The sequence below is a fragment of the Streptomyces sp. NPDC019224 genome (assembly GCF_040632605.1).
Taxonomy (GTDB): domain Bacteria; phylum Actinomycetota; class Actinomycetes; order Streptomycetales; family Streptomycetaceae; genus Streptomyces.
The window spans coordinates 47,078-67,900 of record NZ_JBEYCF010000002.1; the positions used below are offsets into that span (position 1 = coordinate 47,078).

At 69.8% G+C, this 20,823-nt stretch carries 12 protein-coding genes and 3 tRNA genes; 6 read left to right on the plus strand and 9 right to left on the minus strand.

Annotated features, from left to right (window positions below):
• Positions 1 to 78: 78 nt before the first annotated feature.
• Positions 79 to 7,581, minus strand: coding sequence for an amino acid adenylation domain-containing protein (locus tag ABZ564_RS01710; RefSeq protein ID WP_360847790.1), 7,503 nt, complete (start codon positions 7,579 to 7,581; stop codon positions 79 to 81).
• A gap of 311 nt (positions 7,582 to 7,892) precedes the next feature.
• On the opposite strand from ABZ564_RS01710, the gene ABZ564_RS01715 reads away from it, so the two are divergent.
• Both ABZ564_RS01715 and ABZ564_RS01720 read left to right on the plus strand, forming a co-directional pair.
• Complete coding sequence (locus tag ABZ564_RS01715; protein WP_360847793.1) at positions 7,893 to 8,030, plus strand: hypothetical protein; 138 nt, start codon at positions 7,893 to 7,895, stop codon at positions 8,028 to 8,030.
• 180 nt (positions 8,031 to 8,210) lie between these two features.
• Positions 8,211 to 8,609, plus strand: a complete 399-nt coding sequence (locus ABZ564_RS01720; RefSeq protein ID WP_181009201.1) for a hypothetical protein — start codon at positions 8,211 to 8,213, stop codon at positions 8,607 to 8,609.
• 450 nt (positions 8,610 to 9,059) lie between these two features.
• Here ABZ564_RS01720 and ABZ564_RS01725 read toward each other — a convergent pair whose 3' ends face one another.
• From ABZ564_RS01725 to ABZ564_RS01745, 5 genes are all read right to left on the minus strand, one after another.
• Positions 9,060 to 9,467 (minus strand): PIN domain nuclease, encoded by a 408-nt coding sequence (locus ABZ564_RS01725; RefSeq protein WP_360847797.1) that lies wholly within the window; start codon positions 9,465 to 9,467, stop codon positions 9,060 to 9,062.
• Positions 9,464 to 9,697, minus strand: a complete 234-nt coding sequence (locus tag ABZ564_RS01730) for a type II toxin-antitoxin system VapB family antitoxin (RefSeq protein WP_360847800.1) — start codon at positions 9,695 to 9,697, stop codon at positions 9,464 to 9,466. Before ABZ564_RS01730 ends, ABZ564_RS01725 begins: the two co-directional genes overlap by 4 nt.
• Before the next feature lie 328 nt (positions 9,698 to 10,025).
• Positions 10,026 to 10,099, minus strand: a tRNA-Ile gene (locus ABZ564_RS01735).
• A 166-nt stretch (positions 10,100 to 10,265) separates the two neighbouring features.
• Positions 10,266 to 10,338: transfer RNA gene (locus ABZ564_RS01740), tRNA-Asn, on the minus strand.
• Positions 10,339 to 10,343: 5 nt separating this feature from the next.
• Positions 10,344 to 10,416: transfer RNA gene (locus ABZ564_RS01745), tRNA-Asn, on the minus strand.
• A 180-nt stretch (positions 10,417 to 10,596) separates the two neighbouring features.
• Here ABZ564_RS01745 and ABZ564_RS01750 point away from each other — a divergent pair.
• The 4 genes from ABZ564_RS01750 (at position 10,597) to ABZ564_RS01765 (ending at position 16,217) form a co-directional block, all read left to right on the plus strand.
• Positions 10,597 to 10,902 (plus strand): YtxH domain-containing protein, encoded by a 306-nt coding sequence (locus ABZ564_RS01750; RefSeq protein WP_360848280.1) that lies wholly within the window; start codon positions 10,597 to 10,599, stop codon positions 10,900 to 10,902.
• Positions 10,903 to 10,971: 69 nt separating this feature from the next.
• Positions 10,972 to 12,417, plus strand: coding sequence for an FGGY family carbohydrate kinase (locus tag ABZ564_RS01755; RefSeq protein WP_360847803.1), 1,446 nt, complete (start codon positions 10,972 to 10,974; stop codon positions 12,415 to 12,417).
• A gap of 135 nt (positions 12,418 to 12,552) precedes the next feature.
• Positions 12,553 to 14,286, plus strand: coding sequence for an ABC transporter ATP-binding protein (locus ABZ564_RS01760; RefSeq protein WP_360847806.1), 1,734 nt, complete (start codon positions 12,553 to 12,555; stop codon positions 14,284 to 14,286).
• On the plus strand, positions 14,286 to 16,217 hold the full coding sequence (locus ABZ564_RS01765; protein WP_360847809.1) for an ABC transporter ATP-binding protein: 1,932 nt from the start codon (positions 14,286 to 14,288) through the stop codon (positions 16,215 to 16,217). The genes ABZ564_RS01760 and ABZ564_RS01765 overlap by 1 nt, the downstream gene beginning before the upstream one ends.
• A 45-nt stretch (positions 16,218 to 16,262) precedes the next feature.
• Here ABZ564_RS01765 and ABZ564_RS01770 read toward each other — a convergent pair whose 3' ends face one another.
• The 3 genes from ABZ564_RS01770 to ABZ564_RS01780 form a co-directional block, all read right to left on the minus strand.
• Positions 16,263 to 17,348, minus strand: coding sequence for an RNA polymerase sigma factor (locus ABZ564_RS01770; RefSeq protein WP_360847812.1), 1,086 nt, complete (start codon positions 17,346 to 17,348; stop codon positions 16,263 to 16,265).
• 181 nt (positions 17,349 to 17,529) lie between these two features.
• Complete coding sequence (dnaG, locus tag ABZ564_RS01775) at positions 17,530 to 19,440, minus strand: DNA primase (RefSeq protein ID WP_360847815.1); 1,911 nt, start codon at positions 19,438 to 19,440, stop codon at positions 17,530 to 17,532.
• Positions 19,441 to 19,546: 106 nt separating this feature from the next.
• A complete protein-coding gene (locus ABZ564_RS01780; RefSeq protein WP_360847818.1) occupies positions 19,547 to 20,806 on the minus strand; it encodes an FAD-dependent oxidoreductase in 1,260 nt (419 codons plus the stop codon).
• Positions 20,807 to 20,823 lie beyond the last annotated feature (17 nt).

Below are 20,823 nucleotides of genomic sequence, written 5' to 3' on the forward strand. Positions count from 1 at the left end.
CGCCCGTGGACGTCGTGCACTGATGGATTTCGCGGTGGCAGCCGAGGCGATGCCGTGACCGGCTCCCGGCGGCTCGCCTCACCGTTCAACGAAGCCCCAGAAGTTCGAGACCGCGGCGTCGTCGATCTCAGGGATCGCGATCCCCAGCCTCCGCAGCCGGTGGACGGTCTTGGTGTTCTCGAACTTCAGAGTCGGCTGCTGACCGGCTCGTGCTGCGTTGACTTGCTCCTCGAAATACGCCTGGTAGGGCAGGATCGGCAAGTCCTGCCCTCGCTCGCTCGCCCGGCGCAGGCGCTTCAGCCATACGGTCAGCGGGACCTCTTCGGAGCACGTCCTGTTCATCCGGTCGTAACCGGCCATGAAGGCGCCCGGCCCCACGCTGCATGGGTGGTGAAGGTGGTGTACGAGGTCGGCTCGGTCGCCCTCGCGCAGTAGCTCGACGAGGGCGCCGGCGAGGACATCGACGGGAAGAACGGCTTCCTGGAACTGAGGTTCCGCCGGATAGCAGCCGAGAGCCGCGCAGCTGGTGAGCAGCCGGGAGAACATATCGTCCGGACTGACGGCGCCGGTCGAGGTGTGGGCCCAGATGCGACCGAGCCGGTAGATGCCACCGCTCGCTCCCCGCTCGAACGCACGCTCCACCAGTCGGTCGGCGACCCACTTGCTCGCTGCGTACCCTCTCCCGAACGGATGCAGTTCACCGTCGATCGGACAATCCTCCGTGACCAGTCGGGAGGAATCCTGGCCAGGCCGGAACACTCCGAGGGTCGAGAGGTGGTGGAACGTCTTCGGCCGCCCTTCGCCCGCCAGGCGCAGCAAGGTCCGGGTGCCCTCCACGTTGGCAGGTTTCAGCCGTGCGTATGGCAAGAGGTGGTGTACGTGCGCGCCGCTGTGAACGATCGTGTCGATCGTTTCGCGCAGCTGTGCCCAGCGTGTCGGTTCGACGCCGAGACCGGGGGCACTCAGGTCTCCTCGGACGATGTTCAGCCGCGGATCGTCCGGCGTTGCCTCAATGCCGTAGGTCCGCATGGTCTCGCCCAGACGCTCACGCGCCTGGGCGTCGGTCCGCGCACGGACGAGACAGTGGACCCGGGCCGCTGTCCTGTGCAGCAACTCGGACAGGACGAAGGCGCCGACGAAACCGGTGGCCCCGGTCAGCAGAATCTCGCGCGGGTCACCGGCCAGCTGCGCAACGGAGGTGAAACGCAGGGCAGGGCTCAGTTCCGCTTCCGAATCCGGCACCCATGAGGAGACGGTGTGAGGGTCGTCCGCAGTCAGGCGCCTGGCCAGTCCCGCCGGGGTGGGTGCCTCAAGGAGAGCCGACAGTCTGAAGGGGACGGCCAGGGTCTCGCCGATCCGGCTTGCCAGTCGGGTGGCGAGCAGGGAGTGACCGCCCAGAGCGAAGAAGTCATCGTCGACGCCGACTGCGGGCACGTCCAGTACCTCGGCGAACAGTTCACACAGGGCCCGCTCCTCGGGGGTGCCCGCGGAACGGGTACTTCCGGCGGTCGTGGCGTACTCCGGCGCGGGCAGAGCATCACGGTCGAGCTTGCCGTTGGGAGTCAGAGGCAGGGCGTCCAAGGCCACGAACGCGGACGGCACCATGTAGGCGGGGAAGCGTTCCAGGAGGAAGGAGCGCATGTCGGCCGGGAGGATCTCGGACCCGGTGACGGGCACCGCGTAGGCGACCAGGCGGGTCTCTCCGAGGCGGTCGCTGCGGGCGGTCACCACGGCGTGGGCGACGCGGGGGTGGGAAGAGAGAACGGCTTCGACCTCACCGGGTTCGATGCGGTGGCCACGGACCTTGACCTGGTCGTCCACCCGACCGGCGAAGACGAGTTGTCCGTCGGTGCGCCGGCGGGCCAGGTCGCCGGTGCGGTACATCCTTGTTCCCGGCGGGCCGTACGGGTCGGCCACGAATCGCTGCGCCGTCAAGCCCGGACGGCGCAGATAACCGCGCGCCAGGCCGGCACCGGCCACATACAGCTCGCCGGTCACGCCGATCGGCACCGGCCGCAACGCGGTGTCCAGTACATAGGCGCGGGTGCCGGGGACCGAGTGTCCGAGCACCGGGGTCACGGTGGTCTCCAGCCTCGCCTGTACCGCGTCAACGGTGCATTCGGTCGGCCCGTACATGTTGTAGGCCGCCAGCCCGTCCACCGCCCGCAGTTCTGCCCACAGCTGGTCCGGCAGGTCCTCCCCGCCGAGCACGGCCACGCTCGGCCGCCACCGCTCGTTGGTGAACAGGCCGCGGTCGGACAGGATGCGCATGTACGAGGGCGTGGCGTCGACCGTGTCGATCCGGTGTTGGGTCAGCCATGCCTCACACCGGTCCGCGTCGGCCCAGGTGGCGGAGTCGGGGACGTGGAGCTCGTGGCCGTCCAGCAGTGCCGCCAACTGACCCCAGGAGGCGTCGAAGGAGACCGAAGCGGTCAGGGCGACCCGCAGGCTTCGGCCTCCGACGCGCTCGGCTGCGGGTCCGAACACCTGGTTCCGGTACTGGGCGGCCACGTTGACCACGCTCGAGTGGCGGGCGACGACTCCCTTGGGTGTGCCGGTCGATCCCGACGTGTAGATCACGTACGCCGCATTGTCGGGCGCCACCTCCGTCATCGGGTCGTCGTCCGGCAGCCCCTGCAACAGGGCCTTGGTCTCCGGTGTGTCCAGCAGCAGACGCGGAGTGCCCGTACCTAGATCGCCGGCCGCGGCGGTGGTCGTGTCCGTGAGCAGCAGCGCGGGCCGTGCGTCCGCGAACATGGCCGCGATGCGCCGGACCGGGTACTCCGGGTCCAGCGGCAGGTAGGCAGCCCCCGCTTTGAGTACGGCGAGCACAGCCACGACGAGGTCCCCCGAACGCGGCAGCGCGAGGGCGACGACGTCCTCTACACCCACGCCGCGAGCGGTCAGCGCGTGCGCAAGTCGGTTCGCCCGGGCGTTCAGCTGGGCGTAGGTCAGGGTCGCATCGTCCGCCACAACGGCGACCGTGTCCGGGGCGGCGCGCACCTGCGTGCGGAACACCTCGTGAATCGTGCCCGCAGGCGGGCGTGCCGTCGTGCTCCGGGCGGTGTCCCCGAGGAGGAGACGGCGCTCGCTGTCGGACAGTACGTCGATGCGGCTGACCCGACGGTCCGGATGCTGGACGACCGCTTCCAGCAGCCGTACCCAACGCGCGGCCAGGTCCTGGACCGTGCTGTGGTCGAACAGGTCGGTGGCGTAGTCGATGGTTCCGTGCAGACCGAGGCACTCACCCTTCTCGGAGCGTTGTTCGTGGACGCCGATGTCCAGATCGAACTTGGCGGTCGCGGTCGACACCGGGATCCTGGTCGTTCGCAGCCCCGGGAGAGCGAACGACGTGGCTTCGTCTGCGTCGAGGGAGAGCGCGATCTGGAACAGCGGGTGGCGGGCCGGTGACCGCGGCGGATTCAGCGTCTCCACGAGCCGCTCGAAAGGCACTTCCTGGTGCGCGTAGGCCGCCAGCGCGGTGCTGCGGACACGTGCCAGCAGCTCGGTGAAGGCGGGGTCGCCGGAGGTGTCGGTACGCAGCACCAAGGTATTGACGAAGAATCCCACCAGCTCGTCCAGGGCCTGGTCGGTGCGGCCGGCGATCACACTGCCGACAGGAATGTCAGTGCCCGCCCCCAGCTTGGTCAGGAGGGTTGCCAAACCCGCGTGGAGCACCATGAAGAGGCTCGCTCCGGACCGGCGCGCCAGCTCTGTCAGCGCCGCGTGCAGTTCCGCGTCGATGCGCAGGTGGACTCGGGCACCGCTGTATGACGCGACGGCGGGGCGTTGCCTGTCGTAGGGAAGTTCGAGTTCGACGGGCAGACCCGCCAACGCGGATGACCAGTGAGCGAGCTGGCGGTTCAGAAGCCCGTCCGGGTCGTCGGGGTCACCTTGCAGGCGGCGCTGCCACAAGGTGTAGTCGGTGTACCGCACAGGCAGTGGCTCCCAGGCCGGCTCCCGGCCCTGGCACCGGGCCGCGTAGGCGGTCGCCAGGTCTTGAGTCAGAGGAGCCATGGACCAGCCGTCGGCGGCGATGTGGTGGATCACGATGGCCAGTACGTGTTCGGCGGGGCCCCGTACGAACAGGTCCGCGCGCAGCGGTGACTCGGCCGACAGGTCGAACAGGTAACGGGCGGCTTCCCGCAGCCGCGACTGCAGCGACTCCTCGTCGTCCACCTCGGTGACGGGCAGCAGCGGGCGCGCTGCGGACGCGTCGATGATCCGTTGGAAGGGCTCACCACCGACGTTCGGGAAGACCGTGCGCAGGCTCTCGTGCCGGCCCACCACATCGCTCATCGCCCGCTCCAGCGCCCCCCGGTCGAGCTCGCCGGTCAGACGGTGCACCAGAGAGATGTTGTAGGTGGCACTCGGACCCAGCGCACGGTCCAGGAACCACAGCCGCTGCTGGGCGAACGACAGCGGGGCGGGGACCGGTCGTTCCCGGACGGTCAGTGCCGGGCGTTCCTGCCGGTCCGCACGGTCCAGCCGAGCCGCCAAGCGGGCCACCGTGGGCGCTTCGAACAACACGCTCAGGCTCAGGTCCACGTCCAGCACGGCACGGATCCTGGACGCCAGGCGGATCGCCAGCAGCGAGTGCCCGCCCGCTTCGAAGAAGTCCGAGTCCATGCCGACCTGCCGCAGACCGAGCACCTCGGCGAACAGCTCGCACAGCAGCTGTTCACGAGGGGTGCGCGGCGGCCTTACTACGGACGCGCCGGGCTCGTCGCCGGGCTCCGGCAGGGCGTCTCGGTCCAGTTTTCCGTTCGGGGTCAGCGGCAGCTCATCGAGCAGCACGAACGCCGAGGGGACCATGTGACCGGGCAGTCGCTCGCGCAGCTGCTCGCGCAGCAGCCTCGGCTGTGTCCCGTCCTCACCGGCCACGACGTAGGCGACGAGCCGGACTTCATCCCGTTGCCGGTCCGGGCGGGCGAGCACTGCGGCCTGCTCCACACCGGGGCACGCGGTCAGCGCGCCCTCCACCTCTCCGAGCTCGATGCGGAACCCGCGGACCTTGACCTGGTGGTCAGTGCGCCCGAGGTACTCCAACTCGCCGTCCGCCGACCATCGCACCACGTCGCCCGTCCGGTACATCCGTGTTCCCGGAGGACCGTACGGGTCGGCCACGAACCGCTCGGCCGTCAGGGCCGGGCGGCGCAGATAGCCGCGCGCCAGAGAGGCGCCGGCGACATACAGTTCCCCGGCAGTCCCCGAAGGCACCGGGTGCAGCATGCCGTTCAGCACGTAGACGCGGCTGCCGGGGACGGACTGTCCGATCGGTGGTGCCGAGTCCGACGGGACCAGCGGCTTGCTCAGGGAGGCCATGATCGTGGTTTCCGTCGGCCCGTAGGCGTTCAGCATGCGCCGATGCGGCGCCCACCGCGCCACCAACCCCGGCGGGCATGACTCTCCAGCCACCACCAACGTCGGAACACGCACGTCCATCTCGGACACCACGGCCAGTGCCGACGGCGGCACGACCGCATGCGTGAGGCGCGTACCGGGGTCGGTGAGTGCCGACACGGGGTCGACCACAGGGGCGAGAACCAGCGCGGCCCCGTTCATCAGGGCGGCGCACAGATCCCACGTGGAGGCGTCGAAGCTGGGCGAGGCGAACTGCAGCACCCTGCTGTCGGAGGTGATCTCCAGGCACTTCGCCTGGCACATCACCAGGGAGGCGATGCCCGTGTGGGTCACCACCACCCCCTTGGGCCGCCCGGTCGAACCCGAGGTATAGATCACGTACGCCGGGTGCCGCGGATCCACGGCGATTCCCGGGTCGGTGACCGGCTGTCCCTCCGATAGCTCGGCCACGGCCCGCGGACCGTCGATCACCAGAGCCGGGCGGGCGTCGGCGAGCATGTACTCCCTCCGCGCCTCCGGATACGCCGGATCCACCGGCAAGTAGGCGGCCCCGGCCTTGAGCACGGCGAGCACGGCCACCACGAGGTCGACCGAACGCGGCAGAGCGAGGGCGACGACGTCCTCGGCCCCGATGCCCTGAGCGGTCAGGGCATGCGCCAGCCGGTTCGCGCGTGCGTTCAACTCCCCGTACGTCAGCGTCGTGTCGCCGGCCACCACCGCATCGGCACCCGGCGTGCGGCGCACTTGGTCCTCGAACAGCGTCGGCAGGGGAACGGCGGGAACGCCTGCCGCGGAGGCGTCCCCCTGGTCCAGCAGGCTCTTTCGCTCGCCGCTCGACAGCACGTCGAGCAGACCGACCGGGAGACCGGGGTCGAAGTCCGCCAGGTTCGCCAGGAAGTGCAGGAGACGCCGCTGGGAATCCACGAGGTCGGATTCGCCGTACGCTCCGGGCGCCGCATGCAGTCTCATGTGCGGGCCGGTGCCGTCCCGGCGGTCCCACACCATGATCATCAGATCGCTGCCCAGTGGGAAGGAGAGGTTGTGCGCGATGCATCGGTGGCCGGCGAAGGCGATGTTGTAGTCGAACCCGATGAGGTTGACCGTCGGCGAGATCGTCGCGCCGGAGTCTCGAGACAGTCCGAGGTCGCGGTACAAGTCCTCGCCTCGGTAACGCTGGTGTTCCACCGCTTCGCGCATCCGGTCGTCGACCTGGGTCAGCAGGTCTCTCAGCGGCATGTCGGGCCGGATCGTCAGGCGTACGGGAACACTGTTGGCGAGCATGCCGGGCGTCGTGCGGGAAACCTCGTCCATCCGGCCGGCCACGGTCAGCCCGACCACCACGTCCCGCCCGCCCGTCAGATGATGCGTGTACAGCGCCATGGCGGCGAACACGAAACGGAAACGGGAGACCTCGGCGCGCGAAGCCGCTGCCTTCAGTGCCCGCGGACGCAGGAGCGGACGCAACTCCGTTCTCGGGATGGGCACAAGGGCCCGGCTTCCTGAAGACCGCTCCTGCCCCGCCGGGCCGGGAACGGCTGCCGTGCCCTTGGGGCCGGGCGAAGGCGCGGCGGTCCCCGTCCATCCGGACAGTTGCCGCATCCAGTACGCACGGTCGGCTGCATGATCCTCGGACACACGGTAGTCCTGGTCGGCCCGGACCAGTGCCGACAACGGGCCGAAGGGACTGGGGCCGGTCTGCCGCCCCTCCGTCAGCGCCGTGTAGACGTCCGCTACCCGCCGCGCCACGAGGGCGTAGCCGAAAGCGTCCACGGCCCCATGGTGGTAGGTGTGGTACCACCAGAATTGGTCCGGCGCCAGCTGTAGAAGGGCGTAGCTGAACAACGGACCGGAGGCCAGGTCCATGGGCCTGGCCATATCGGCTGAGACCCACGCGCGTGCGGCGACCTCCGGGTCGGGTTCGTCGCTGACGTCGACGAACGAAAGGGTCCAGGGCAGCTCACGCTCCAGGACCTGAACAGGACCGTCCTCACCGGGCACCAGGCGCACCCGCAACGCATCGGTTTCAGCCACCACTTGGCGCAGTGCTGCCTCGAAAGTCGCCGGATCGACCGGTCCGCAGATTTCCAGGTACTCCCCCAGACGCAGCGCCTGACGCGTGTCCGGGGAGCGCTGCTCTGCGAGCCAGATCTCACGCTGCGCTGCGGTGACCGGCAGGACCTCGACCGGCGAATCCGCCGCTCCGTCGAGGTGCAGCACATGGCCACCACCGTGCCGAGCTGCTGACTGACGATGAGACAACGAGGAACCTCCTGCAAGGGGGCCGGGAACCCCTGATCACGACCGCTGAGTACCCATCTCTTACATACTCACGGCGAAGAGAAAGCGTCCGCAGACCGCTTGGTGGCGGAGTAGTAACGCGTGCAATCGAGCAGGGGTGAGCACCTGCATGATCAAATCCTTTGCCGTAAGTCATCGTGCCAGCTACCGGCGCATGCCCCGGTAGCCTCGGGGATTACTCCACCCGAAGGAATGACATGGCGAACAGTTTCGGGTTCGGTTGAGACAACATGGGCTTCTCCACACCCGACGCCAAGTTCACCAGCGCCTTCGCCCGCAGAGGACTCATCGCCGAGTACGGTGCCGCGGGGATCCTGCCGCGCCTCCTCGAACCCACCGCGCCCTCGACCTGCTGCGACGACTACTGACCAGCCGACCGACCGCCCCGGGGGATGCGTGCCGGCCTATCGCGAAGTGATGAGTGGCGACCTGTCCAATCTCACCGGCGCTGCCGACAAGTGGGCCGAGGTGGCGGGCAAGGCAAGACGATCGAGAACCAGCACGAACGGGATGTCCTGGCCGACCTGCCCCCTCCCAGGCGGCCACGCGTGAGCACCCGCAAGGTCAAATCCCCGATGTCCCGCTACAGCGAACGGCAGATGGACGGCCGCCCCGATACCAGCCGCACCGTCACCGACCTCGACATCACCATCCTCGAGCCCCCCGCTCCGCACGCCGCACTGCCCACCGCCACCGTCCCCCAGTACGTCGGTCCCGGCCGGAGCAGCGACCGCATGACACGTGTCCTGGGCATCTTGCAGACCGAACCGGAACGGCTGTGGCGCTCAAGGGAAATCGCCGAGCTCCTGGGCGACGTCACCCTCGTGGCCACCTACCGACAACTCGCCCGCTGGACCGAGAGAGGAATGATCAAGAGAGTTCGCACAGGCCGCTACGCGGCCATCACGCCGACGAAGAACCCCTTGCGTGACCTGCAGAAACGCTAACTACCCGGCCTTGGGCAAACCCCACATCTCCCGTACCCCCGAGACCGGCACTTCCCCGGTCGAAGGGAAGACGGCGGCGTACTCCTCAGCGATGACGTCCCGCTGGAGCCGCTTCCAGCGTGCGTGGAGCCGCCACAGACTTACTGAAAGGCAGCTCGGGAGGTCAGGCTCAGCGAACCTCCGCACTGCGGGCACACTCGTCCGGCCACCACGGCTCGGACACCGGCTGCGGCAACGGCATAGATCTGGTGACCCCAGCCTGCGGTGTCGATGCCCTTGGCCTTCTCGCACCAGACCGGAGTGCCGAGCTCGGGCGCGAAACCGGCGAGCGCCCAATACCGCTCCCCGATCGCCACCAGTTCCGCGTCGGCTCCGTCGAGGGGGACAATCGCAGGAACGAGCTGGGTCGGCCGCGACGTAGCCGGTTCCGGCGGGCTGGATGTGACGACATCAGGCACGTACGTCTCGCTGCTGCACTTCCTTGAGGACCGCCGCCACCGTGGCGAAGTCGTTGTCCACGTGGAGCACCGTGTGACCGTGATGAACCGCTGTCGCACATACCAGGAGGTCGATGGCTCCAGCAGCGCGGTGCTGCGCTCGCTGGGTGAGCTTGTACTGCGCGGTGTCGACCCAGCGCCATGCGCTCTTGGGGACCGGCGAGAGATGACAGAGATCATCCAATTCCTCAGCCAACTCGTCTCGGTGGGCCGGGCTTGTGGCCGAGTAGAGGAACTCCGCCCTCGTGGGTTCGCATACATGGAGCACACCGGCGGCGATATGCCCTTCCCAGGACCGCAAGGCCCCGGACGTACGGAAGAGATGCCACAGGGCGGACGTGTCGACGAGGTACGTGATCACTCGAAGGCCGCCCGCCGGGCATCCTTGGCCGCTGCATGGGCGGCAGCCGCAGCCTCGAACTCGCCCCGTTCGCCCCGCGCGGCAAGCTTCTCGGCAGCCTCCAGTCGCTTGATGCGCGCCACGTAGTCCCGCAGAGCCCCGTTGACCGTCTCCTTCTTCGTCGACGCGCCCATGAGCCGCATCGCCTCGGCCAGCGCCTCGTCATCAAGATCGACCTGGGTCACAGACACGCCGACCACCCCTCACTGCCACAAGTCCACGATGTACATAGCCATGATACATCGGCAACATTCGGGGGCGTCGGACCACGGCGCAGCAAGGGAGGGGAAGATGCCGCGTCGACGTAGCGAGTTGGATGGAGGGCACCGGCCATGGGTCCGCTCACGACGCTCCCACGAAGGCGCCGCCGCAAAGCCCCGAGTCAAGGCCGTTCAGAGCTCATCTTTGATGTGCGGCGACTCGCGTTCGCCACACCCTCATGAGGCGAACGCCACACACAAAACGCCCCCGCAATACGCGTTTCCCCAGGTCAGAACGATTCTGCCTGGGGATGCTGGGTGGGGCGGGTGGGACTCGAACCCACGGCCGACGGATTATGAGTCCGCTGCTCTAACCGGCTGAGCTACCGCCCCGTCTCGGCGTGGCGCGTACATGTGTGCGCACCGTCTGCCGCAGCATAGCCGGTCATACGATCTCCCGCTGCGGATGCCCGGCTGTTGATGACCATGAAGACGGCGCTGGTCGCCGACCGGTTCCGGGCATACGAAAAAGGACCCCAACGGGGCCCTCTTCCGATCGCTCCCCCGACTGGACTCGAACCAGTAACCCTCCGGTTAACAGCCGAATGCTCTGCCAATTGAGCTACAGGGGATCGCGCTCCCCCGACTGGACTCGAACCAGTAACCTGCCGGTTAACAGCCGGCTGCTCTGCCAATTGAGCTACAGGGGATTGCTGCGTTGCGTCGAACGCACCTGCCTGGCGGATGCCGGGCGGCGCGCGTTCGCTGCGACACATACATTAGCGCAAGCAGGGGGGTGCTTTGCCAATCGGTATCGGCCGGGGTGATCTCGGGCGTCTGCGGGTAGGCGGGCAGCACACGTCGCACGGAGCGTAGGAAGGGTGGCAGCCATGCGGTACCGGCTCACGTTCATCGCCGGAGTGGCCCTCGGTTACGTGCTCGGCACGCGGGCCGGGCGCGAGCGTTACGAGCAGCTGAAGAAGTCCGCACGCCAGTTCGCCCAGAACCCGGCCGTGCGCAACACCTGCGAGACCGCGGCCCAGAACGGCCGGGAGTTCGCCGGGAAGGCGTACCACGTGGTGGGCGAGAAGGTCGGCGACAAGGTGCCGTCGTCCGTGACGGACCGGGTGCGGTCCATGCGGGGGCGCGGGACCAGGCCCGGCGTCGAGGACGACTGGGGGACCACCAACACCTAGCCGGCCCCGCCGCCGCTTCTGCCGCGCCGCCGGTACGGGAAACCTCCGGGGGTGCGGCAGAATCTGCGTATGGGCATAGTCGCCGGCTTGGACAGTTCTTCCGCGTTCACACACATCGTGGTCTGCGATACGGACACGGGCGCCGTACTGCGCGAGGGGTACGCCCCGCATCCCGTCGAGGCGAAGGCCACCGAGGTCGACCCGCAGGCGTGGCTGCTCTCCCTCGGTGAGGCCGCCGCCGGCGGGCTCCTCGAAGGGGTGCAGGCGATCGGCGTGTCCGCGCAGCAGCACGGGCTCGTACTGCTGGACCACCAGGGCAACCTCGTACGGCCGGCCCTGCTCGGCAACGACAAGCGGGCGCAGGCCGCGGCGGCCGATCTGATCGACGGGCTCGGCGGGCGGCAGGCCTGGGCCGAGGCGGTCGGGGCGGTGCCGCAGGCCGCGCAGCCGGTGGCCAAGCTGCGCTGGCTGGCGCGGACCGAGCCGGAGCAGGCGCAGCGGGTGGCGGCGGCGCTCCAGCCGCACGACTGGCTGGTGTGGCAGCTGCTCGGGCGGCCGGGCCGGCGGACCACCGACCGGGGTGCCGCGTCCGGGACCGGGTACTGGTCGGCGGGGAGCGAGTCCTACCGGCCGGATCTCGTGGAGCTGGCGCTCGGGCACCAGGCGGCGCTGCCGGAGGTGCTGGGTCCTTCCGAGGCGGCCGGGATGACGCCGGAGGGGCTGCTGATCTCCGCCGGGACCGGCGAGACCATGGCGGCGGCCTTCGGTCTGGGGGTCGGCGTCGGGGACGCGGTCGTGTCGCTGGGGGCTTCGGGTTCCGTGATGGCGGTGCACCACGAGGCGCTGGCCGATCCGACCGGGATGATCACCTCGTTCGCCGACGCGACGGGCATGCACCTGCCGGTGGTGCACACGTCGAACGCCGTACGCGCTCTGCGCGGCACCGCCGAGATGCTGGACGTGGAGGGGCTCGACGCGCTGTCCGCGCTGGCCCTGAAGTCGACGGCCGGCTCCTCGGGGCTCGTACTCCTGCCGTATCTGGAGGGTGAGCGCACCCCGCGGCTGCCGCACACCGCCGGGACCCTGTGCGGGCTGCGGCGGGAGTCGATGAAGCCGGAGCACCTGGCGCGGGCCGCGTTCGAGGGGATGCTCTGCTCGCTGGCGGACGCGCTCGACGTGCTGCGCGGCCGGGGCGTGGAGGTGCGGCGGGTCTTCCTGCTGGGCGCGGCGGCCGAGCTGCCGGCCGTGCAGCAGCTGGCGCCGGCGCTGCTGGGGACGCAGGTGGTCGTGCCGCAGCCCGCTCAGTACGCGGCGCTGGGCGCGGCCCGGCAGGCCGCCTGGGCGCTCGGGGTCTCGCAGGGGGCGCTCGACGGGCGTACTCCCCCGGCCTGGCAGGGCGCGGCGGCGCAGGTGCTGGAGCCCGGCGAGGAACTTCCCGTGGGGCAGGCCGTGCGCCAGCAGTACATCGCGACGCGGGACCAGATTCACCCAGGGGCGTTCGACTCGACACGCTGAGTACGGAGGGGCCGCGAAATTATGGACCGGGTCCGTTTTTTGACCTGGACTTGAATAAAAACGTTCGCGGTCCCGGCGAGCGGTGCCGGAAGATGGGTCGGCTCCCCCGACCTACGCCGACTCCGAGAGACACGCGTGCTCATAAAACTCCTGCGGGCCTATCTCGGTCCGTACAAGAAACCACTCGCGCTGCTGGTCGTCTTCCAGCTGTTGCAGACCTGCGCCACCCTCTACCTCCCGACCCTCAACGCCGACATCATCGACAACGGTGTCGTCGAGGGGGACACGGGCTACATCCTCCAGTACGGCGGCGTGATGATCGTCGTCAGCATCGCCCAGGTGGTCTGCAACGTCGGGGCCGTCTACATCGGCGCCCGTACCGCGTCCGCGCTCGGGCGGGACGTGCGGGCGTCGGTCTTCGACCGGGTGCAGTCCTTCTCCGCGCGCGAGGTCGGGCGGTTCGGCGCCCCTTCGCTGATCACCCGTACGACCAATGACGTCCAGCAGGTACAGATGCTGGTCCTGATGACGTTCACGCTGATGGTGTCGGCGCCGATCATGTGCGTCGGCGGCATCGTCATGGCGCTGGGCCAGGACGTGCCGCTCTCGGCGGTGCTGCTCGGCGTGGTGCCGGTCCTGGGGATCTCGGTCAGCCTGATCGTGCGCAGGATGCGCCCGCTGTTCCGGCAGATGCAGAAGCGGCTGGACACGGTGAACCGGGTGCTGCGCGAGCAGATCACCGGCAACCGCGTCATCCGGGCGTTCGTGCGCGACGAGTACGAGGAGCGGCGTTTCCGGGGCGCCAACACCGAACTGACGGACGTGGCGCTGTCGACGGGCCGGCTGATGGCACTCATGTTCCCGACGGTGATGACCGTCGTGAACGTGTCGTCGATCGTCGTCGTCTGGTTCGGCGCGCACCGCATCGACAGCGGCGGGATGGAGATCGGCGCGCTGACCGCGTTCCTGGCCTATCTGATGCAGATCGTCATGTCGGTGATGATGGCGACCTTCATGTTCATGATGGTGCCGCGCGCCGAGGTGTGCGCCGAGCGCATCCAGGAGGTCCTGGAGACCGAGTCCAGCGTCGTCCCGCCCGTCTCGCCGGTACGGGAGCTCCGGGCCCACGGGCATCTGGAGGTGCGCGGCGCGGACTTCCGCTACCCGGGCGCCGAGGAGCCGGTGCTGCGGTCGGTGGACCTGGTGGCGCGGCCGGGCGAGACGACCGCGATCATCGGGTCGACGGGCAGCGGGAAGTCGACGCTGCTCGGGCTCGTGCCCCGGCTGTTCGACGTGACGGACGGCCAGGTGCTGGTCGACGGGACGGACGTGCGGACGCTGGACCCGGCGCTGCTGGCGAAGACCGTGAGCCTGGTCCCGCAGAAGCCGTACCTGTTCTCGGGGACGGTCGCGACGAACCTGCGGTACGGGAATCCGGACGCGACCGACGAGGAGCTGTGGCACGCGCTGGAGGTCGCCCAGGCGAAGGAGTTCGTGGAGGCCCTGGAGGACGGGCTCGACGCGCCGATCGCGCAGGGCGGCACCAATGTCTCCGGCGGTCAGCGCCAGCGGCTGTCGATCGCGCGGACGCTGGTGCAGCGGCCGGAGATCTACCTCTTCGACGACTCGTTCTCGGCGCTGGACTACGCGACGGACGCGGCGCTGCGGGCGGCGCTCGGGCGGGAGACCGCGGAGGCGACCGTGGTGATCGTGGCCCAGCGGGTCTCCACGATCCGGGACGCCGACCGGATCATCGTGCTGGACGAGGGACGGGTCGTCGGGACCGGCACCCATCGCGAGCTGATGGACGGCAATGACACGTACCGGGAGATCGTGCTCTCCCAGCTGACGGAAGCGGAGGCCGCGTAATGGCCGGGCCTGGCGGACGCATGATGGCGGGCGGGGCGCCGACCGAGCGGTCCATGGACTTCAAGGGGTCCTCGAAGCGGCTGCTGAAGCGCTTCGCCGCCGAGAAGAACACCCTGTACGTGATGCTGGTCGCGGTCGCGCTCAGTGTCGGGCTCTCCGTGGTCGGCCCGAAGATCCTCGGCAGGGCGACCGACCTGGTCTTCGCCGGGGTCGTCGGCCGGAGCATGGACGCCGGGACGACCAAGGAGCAGGCCGTCGAGGGCCTGCGCAGGAGCAACAGCGGGCTGGCCGACATGCTGGCCTCGGTGGACTTCACCCCGGGGCAGGGCATCGACTTCGGCGCGGTCGGCGACGTCCTGCTGATGGCGCTGGCGGTCTACGTCGGCGCCGGGCTGCTGATGCTGGTGTCGACGCGGCTGTCGATCCGGGTGATCAACCGGGTCGTGTTCCAGCTGCGCGAGGACATCCAGACGAAGCTGTCGCGGCTGCCGCTCTCGTACTTCGACCGTGCCAAGCGCGGCGAGGTGCTGAGCCGGGCGACGAACGACATCGACAACATCTCGCAGACGATGCAGCAGACGATGGGCCAGCTCATCAACTCCCTGCTGACGATCGTCGGCGTGCTGGTGATGATGTTCTGGATCTCGCCACTGCTGGCGCTGGTCGCGCTGGTGACCGTGCCGCTGTCGGTGGTCGTGGCGACGAAGGTCGGCAAGCGTTCGCAGCCGCAGTTCGTGGAGCAGTGGAAGGTGACGGGCAAGCTCAACGCCCACATCGAGGAGATGTACACCGGGCACACCCTGGTGAAGGTCTTCGGCCGGCAGGAGGAGTCCGCGCGGGACTTCGCCGAGCAGAACGACGCGCTGTACGAGGCCGGGTTCAAGGCGCAGTTCAACAGCGGGATCATGCAGCCGCTGATGATGTTCGTGTCGAACCTGAACTACGTGCTGATCGCCGTGGTCGGCGGGCTCCGGGTCGCCTCCGGCGCCCTGTCGATCGGTGATGTGCAGGCGTTCATCCAGTACTCGCGGCAGTTCTCGATGCCGCTGACCCAGGTCGCCTCGATGGCGAATCTGGTGCAGTCGGGCGTGGCGTCGGCGGAGCGGATCTTCGAGCTGCTGGACGCCGAGGAGCAGGAGCCCGACCCGGCGAAGGGCGAGGGCGAGCGCCCCGGCGTCCTGCGCGGCAGCGTCGCGCTGGAGCACGTGTCGTTCCGCTACGACCCGGAGAAGCCGCTCATCGAGGACCTGTCGCTGACCGTCGAACCGGGCCACACGGTCGCGATCGTCGGCCCGACCGGCGCCGGCAAGACGACGCTGGTCAACCTGCTGATGCGGTTCTACGAGGTGACGGGCGGCCGGATCACGCTGGACGGCGTGGACATCGCGAAGATGTCGCGGGCCGACCTGCGGTCGGGCATCGGCATGGTCCTCCAGGACACCTGGCTGTTCGGCGGGACCATCGCGGAGAACATCGCCTACGGGGCGGCCGGCGACATCAGCCGGGAGCGGATCGAGAAGGCGGCGAAGGCGGCCCACGCCGACCGCTTCGTCCGGACCCTGCCGGACGGTTACGACACGGTGATCGACGACGAGGGCTCCGGGGTCAGCGCGGGCGAGAAGCAGCTGATCACGATCGCGCGGGCGTTCCTGTCCGACCCGGTGATACTGGTGCTCGACGAGGCGACCAGCTCCGTCGACACCCGTACCGAGGTGCTGATCCAGAAGGCGATGGCGGGGCTCGCGCAGGGCCGTACGAGTTTCGTGATCGCGCACCGGCTCTCCACCATCCGGGACGCCGACGTCATCCTGGTCATGGAGGACGGCTCGATCGTCGAGCAGGGCACGCACGACGAACTGCTGGACGCGAAGGGCGCCTACGCCCGGCTGTACGCGGCGCAGTTCGCCCAGGCGGTCGCCGAGGTCGACTGAGTCCGGCCAGGGTTCCGCGGCTGCCCCGGTGTACGCGCGTGCGCGTCAGTCGAGGTAGCCGCGGAGCTGGTCGGCGGAGGTGTGGTCGCGCAGTCTGCTGAGGGTCTTGGACTCGATCTGGCGGATGCGTTCGCGCGTCACGCCGAAGAGGCGGCCGATCTCCTCCAGGGTGCGGGGCCGCCCGTCGACCAGCCCGTAGCGCAGCTGGACCACCTTGCGTTCGCGCTCGCCCAGGGTGGAGAGCACCGCCTCCAGGTGCTGGCGCAGCAGCAGGAAGGCCGCGGACTCCACGGGGGACGCGGCGTCGCCGTCCTCGATGAGGTCGCCGAACGAGACGTCCTCCTCCTCGCCGACCGGGGCGTGCAGCGAGATGGGTTCCTGGGCGAGGCGCAGGATCTCGCCGACCCGTTCGGGCGTCAGGTCGAGGTGGGCGGCGACCTCCTCGGGCGTGGGTTCGTAGCCGCGTTCCTGGAGCATGCGGCGCTGGACCCGGACGACGCGGTTGATCAGCTCGACGACGTGGACCGGGACCCGTATGGTCCGGGCCTGGTCGGCGAGGGCGCGGGACATGGCCTGGCGGATCCACCAGGTCGCGTACGTCGAGAACTTGTAGCCGCGGGTGTAGTCGAACTTCTCGACGGCCCGGATCAGTCCGAGGTTCCCCTCCTGGACGAGGTCGAGCATGGTCAGGCCGCGCCCCACGTAGCGTTTGGCCACGGAGACCACGAGGCGCAGGTTGGCCTCGATGAGGCGGCGCTTGGCCGTCCGGCCCATGACGACGAGGCGGTCCAGGTCGACGGCGAGGCGGGTGTCGGGGTCCGGGGTGCGGGCGAGGCGCTCCTCGGCGAACAGGCCGGCCTCGACGCACCGGGCGAGCTCCACCTCTTCGGCGGCGGTGAGCAGCGGGATGCGGCCGATCTCGCGCAGATACTGGCGGAACAGGTCCGAGGAGGGCCCGGTCTCCGGTTTCCCGTGCTCCTCCGGCTCCTCCGGTTCCACGGCCTCCTCCATCACGAGGGCCTCGGGCACCGTTTCCGGAGGGTGTCCGCCGGCTTCGGGGTGGCGCGCGGCCCGGGCTTGCACGGGTATGGCCGGGACACGCTCGGTTTCGGTGACGGTCCGGGTCTGCACGGGGGCGACCTCCAGGTGATCGCTGCCGGACCGCGGGGATGGGGCCACCGTGGGGTGGGGCCGCGCTCCGATGACTCAGGGCACCGCCATCCAGTGTGGGGTACGACACACAGCCGCCACGAGGGGCGTGCGGTGACTTTCTGGGGTCGTCGCGTGACGGGTTGGTTATGGGGCGGCGGCGTCAGAGCGCGGCGGCACCGTGGTTGCGCAGGGTCTGGGCGTACTGCTGGAGGACCCAGACCTCGTTCTGCGCGGCGGCCAGGTGGTCGGGGGCCACGTTGCTGCCGAGGCGGGCCAGGCTGCTCTGGACGTCGTTGATCCGGCGGTCGACGGCGCGCAGGCGGACCTTGACCAGGTGCTCGCCGGCGTAGGCCTCGTCGATGGACTTGCCGTGGAAGACCTCGACCGCCAGCTCGGTGATCAGCTTGCGGACGGACTCGTTGGGTGTGGCGTCGAGGACCCGGACCAGGTACTCGCGGCTGTCGGCGAGACCCTGTTCGGCGCCGCCCGCCTCCGCGATGCACTCGCGCACGGCGGCGTAGGGCGGTGCGGTGAACTCGTCGGTCCCGTAGGCGTCGAAGGCGGGCGAGACCAGCTCGGGCCGCTGGAGGGCGAGCTTGAGCAGTTCCCGCTCGGTGCGGTGGGCGGGGCTGCGGAGGTTGAGCGCGGGGCCCGAGGGGGCGGGTGCGGCCTGGACCTGCTGCGGGTGGCGGGCGCCGTTACGGGCGGTGGAGGCGGGTCCGCGGCGGTCGCCGCCCCGGCCCCGGGCCCACTGGGCGAGCTGGTTGACCCGGTGGACGACGTACTCCTGGTCGAGGATGCCGACGAAGCCGGCCAGCTGCACGGCCACCTCGCGCTGGATGCTGCCCGTCTTGATCTTGGCGACGACGGGGGCGGCCTCGTCGAGCGCGGCGGCGCGGCCGGCCGGGGTCTCCAGGTCGTAGCGGCCGACGATCTGGCGCAGCGCGAACTCGAAGAGCGGGGTGCGGGGTTCGACCAGGTCGCGGACGGCGTCGTCGCCCTTGACCAGCCGCAGGTCGCACGGGTCCATGTTGTCCGGGGCGATGGCGATGTAGGTCTCGGCGGCGAACTTCTGGTCGTCCTCGAAGGCGCGCAGAGCGGCCTTCTGGCCGGCCGCATCACCGTCGAAGGTGAAGATCACGCGGGCGCTGCCGTTGTCCATGAGGAGGCGGCGCAGGATCTTGATGTGGTCGCCGCCGAAGGCGGTGCCGCAGGTGGCGATGGCGGTGGTGACCCCGGCGAGATGGCAGGCCATCACGTCGGTGTAGCCCTCGACGACGACGGCCCGGCTGGACTTGGCGATGTCCTTCTTGGCCAGGTCGATGCCGTACAGCACCTGGGACTTCTTGTAGATCGGCGTCTCGGGGGTGTTGAGGTACTTCGGGCCGTTGTCGTCGTCGCGGAGCTTGCGGGCACCGAAGCCGACGACGTCCCCGGCGGTGTCGCGGATCGGCCACATCAGGCGGCCCCGGAAGCGGTCGATGGGGCCGCGCCTGCCGTCCTGGGAGAGACCGGAGGTGATCAGCTCCCGGTCGCTGAAGCCCTTGCCGCGCAGGAAGCGGGTGAGGTGGTCCCAGCCGGCCGGGCTGTAGCCGACGCCGAAGTGGGCGGCGGCGGCCTGGTCGAAGCCCCGGTCGGCGAGGAACTTGCGGCCGATCTCGGCCTCGGGGCCGTTCAGCTGGTCCACGTAGAACTGGGCGGCCGCCTTGTGCGCCTCGACCAGCCTGATCCGTTCGCCGCGCTGGTGGGAGGGGTTGTAACCGCCCTCCTCGTAGCGCAGGGTGATGCCGGCCTTGGCGGCGAGCCGCTCGACGACCTCCGCGAAGGTCAGGTGGTCGATCTTCTGCACGAAGGCGATCGTGTCGCCGCCCTCCTGGCAGCCGAAGCAGTGGAAGAGGCCCTTGCTCGGACTGACCTGGAAGGAGGGGGACTTCTCGTCGTGGAAGGGGCACAGACCCTTGAGGTTGCCCCCGCCCGCGTTGCGCAGCTGGAGGTACTCGGAAACGACGGCGTCGATCGGGACCGCGTCCCGTACCGCCTTCACATCGTCGTCATTGATCCTGCCTGCCACGGATCGAAGTCTACGGGTGGGGTGGGACAGGCACGGCCGGGGCGGGGTGTGATCCGGTGAGCGGTCCCGGGCCGGCGCGGGGGCGCGGGCACCGGCCCGGGGCCGCTCAGACCAGGGTTTCCAGGGGCACCGAGGGGTCGGCCAGAGCGTCCGGGTCGACGGGCCGGCCTGCCCTGATCAGTTTCTGCACGTGCTCCGTGACGTCCCACACGTTGACGTTCATCCCGGCGAGGACGGTGCGGTCCTTCAGCCAGAACGCGATGAACCGGCGCTTGCCCGCGTCGCCCCGGATGACCACCTGGTCGTAAGCGCCGGGCGGGGCCCAGCCGGAGTACTCCAGGCCGAGGTCGTACTGGTCGGAGAAGAAGTAGGGCACCCGGTCGTAGCCGACGTCCTGGCCGAGCATGGCGCGGGCCGCCGCCGGGCCGCCGTTCAGCGCGTTGGCCCAGTGCTCGACCCGCAGCCGGGTCCCGAGCAGCGGGTGGGCGGCGCACGCCACGTCGCCGGCGGCGTAGATGTGCGGGTCGCTGGTGCGCAGCGAGGCGTCGACGGCGATGCCGCCGCCCTGCTCGCGCGGGGCGATCTCCAGACCGGCCGCCTCGGCGAGCGCGGTGCGGGGGGCGGCGCCGATCGCGGCGAGGACGTCGTGGGCGGGGTGCTCCTCGCCGTCGTCGGTACGCACCGCGAGGACCATGCCGTCCTGGCCGACGATCTCGGTGAGCCGGCCGCCGAAGTGGAAGCGGACGCCGTGGTCGCTGTGGAGTTCGGTGAAGATCTGGCCGAGTTCGGGGCCGATGACCCGCAGCAGCGGGGTGGCCTCCGGTTCGACGACGGTGACCTCGGCGCCGTAGCCGCGGGCCGCCGCGGCGACCTCCAGGCCGATCCAGCCGGCTCCGGCGATGACCAGGTGGCCGTTGTCACGGCCGAGTGCGGCGAGGACGTTGCGCAGCCGGTCGGCGTGGGCGAGGCGGCGCAGGTGGTGGACGCCGGCCAATTCGGTGCCGGGCACGTCGAGGCGGCGCGGTTCGGCGCCGGTGGCCAGCAGCAGCTTGTCGTAGTGGACGACGGTGCCGTCGCCCGTCTCCACGGTGCGCGCCTCGCGGTTCAGCGCGGTGACGGACTGGCCGAGGTGGAGCTCGATCTCGGCGCCCGCGTACCAGGCGGTCTCGTGGACGAAGACGCTGTCGCGCTCCTCCTTACCGGTCAGGTAGCCCTTGGACAGCGGCGGGCGTTCGTACGGATGGTCGCGCTCGTCGCCGATCAGGATGACCCGGCCGCTGAACCCTTCCGCCCGGAGCGTCTGGGCTGCCTTCGCCCCGGCCAGCCCTCCGCCGACGATGACGAACGTCCGATGTGCGTCGACCACGTGATGCCTCCTCGGTG

Bases quoted from the DNA above. Each gene is read 5' to 3' on its own strand.
- ABZ564_RS01755 (WP_360847803.1), top strand. From the start codon at position 10,972: ATGGGCATAGTCGCCGGCTTGGACAGTTCTTCCGCGTTCACACACATC.
- ABZ564_RS01715 (WP_360847793.1), top strand. From the start codon at position 7,893: ATGGGCTTCTCCACACCCGACGCCAAGTTCACCAGCGCCTTCGCCCGC.
- ABZ564_RS01750 (WP_360848280.1), top strand. From the start codon at position 10,597: ATGCGGTACCGGCTCACGTTCATCGCCGGAGTGGCCCTCGGTTACGTG.
- ABZ564_RS01765 (WP_360847809.1), top strand. From the start codon at position 14,286: ATGGCCGGGCCTGGCGGACGCATGATGGCGGGCGGGGCGCCGACCGAG.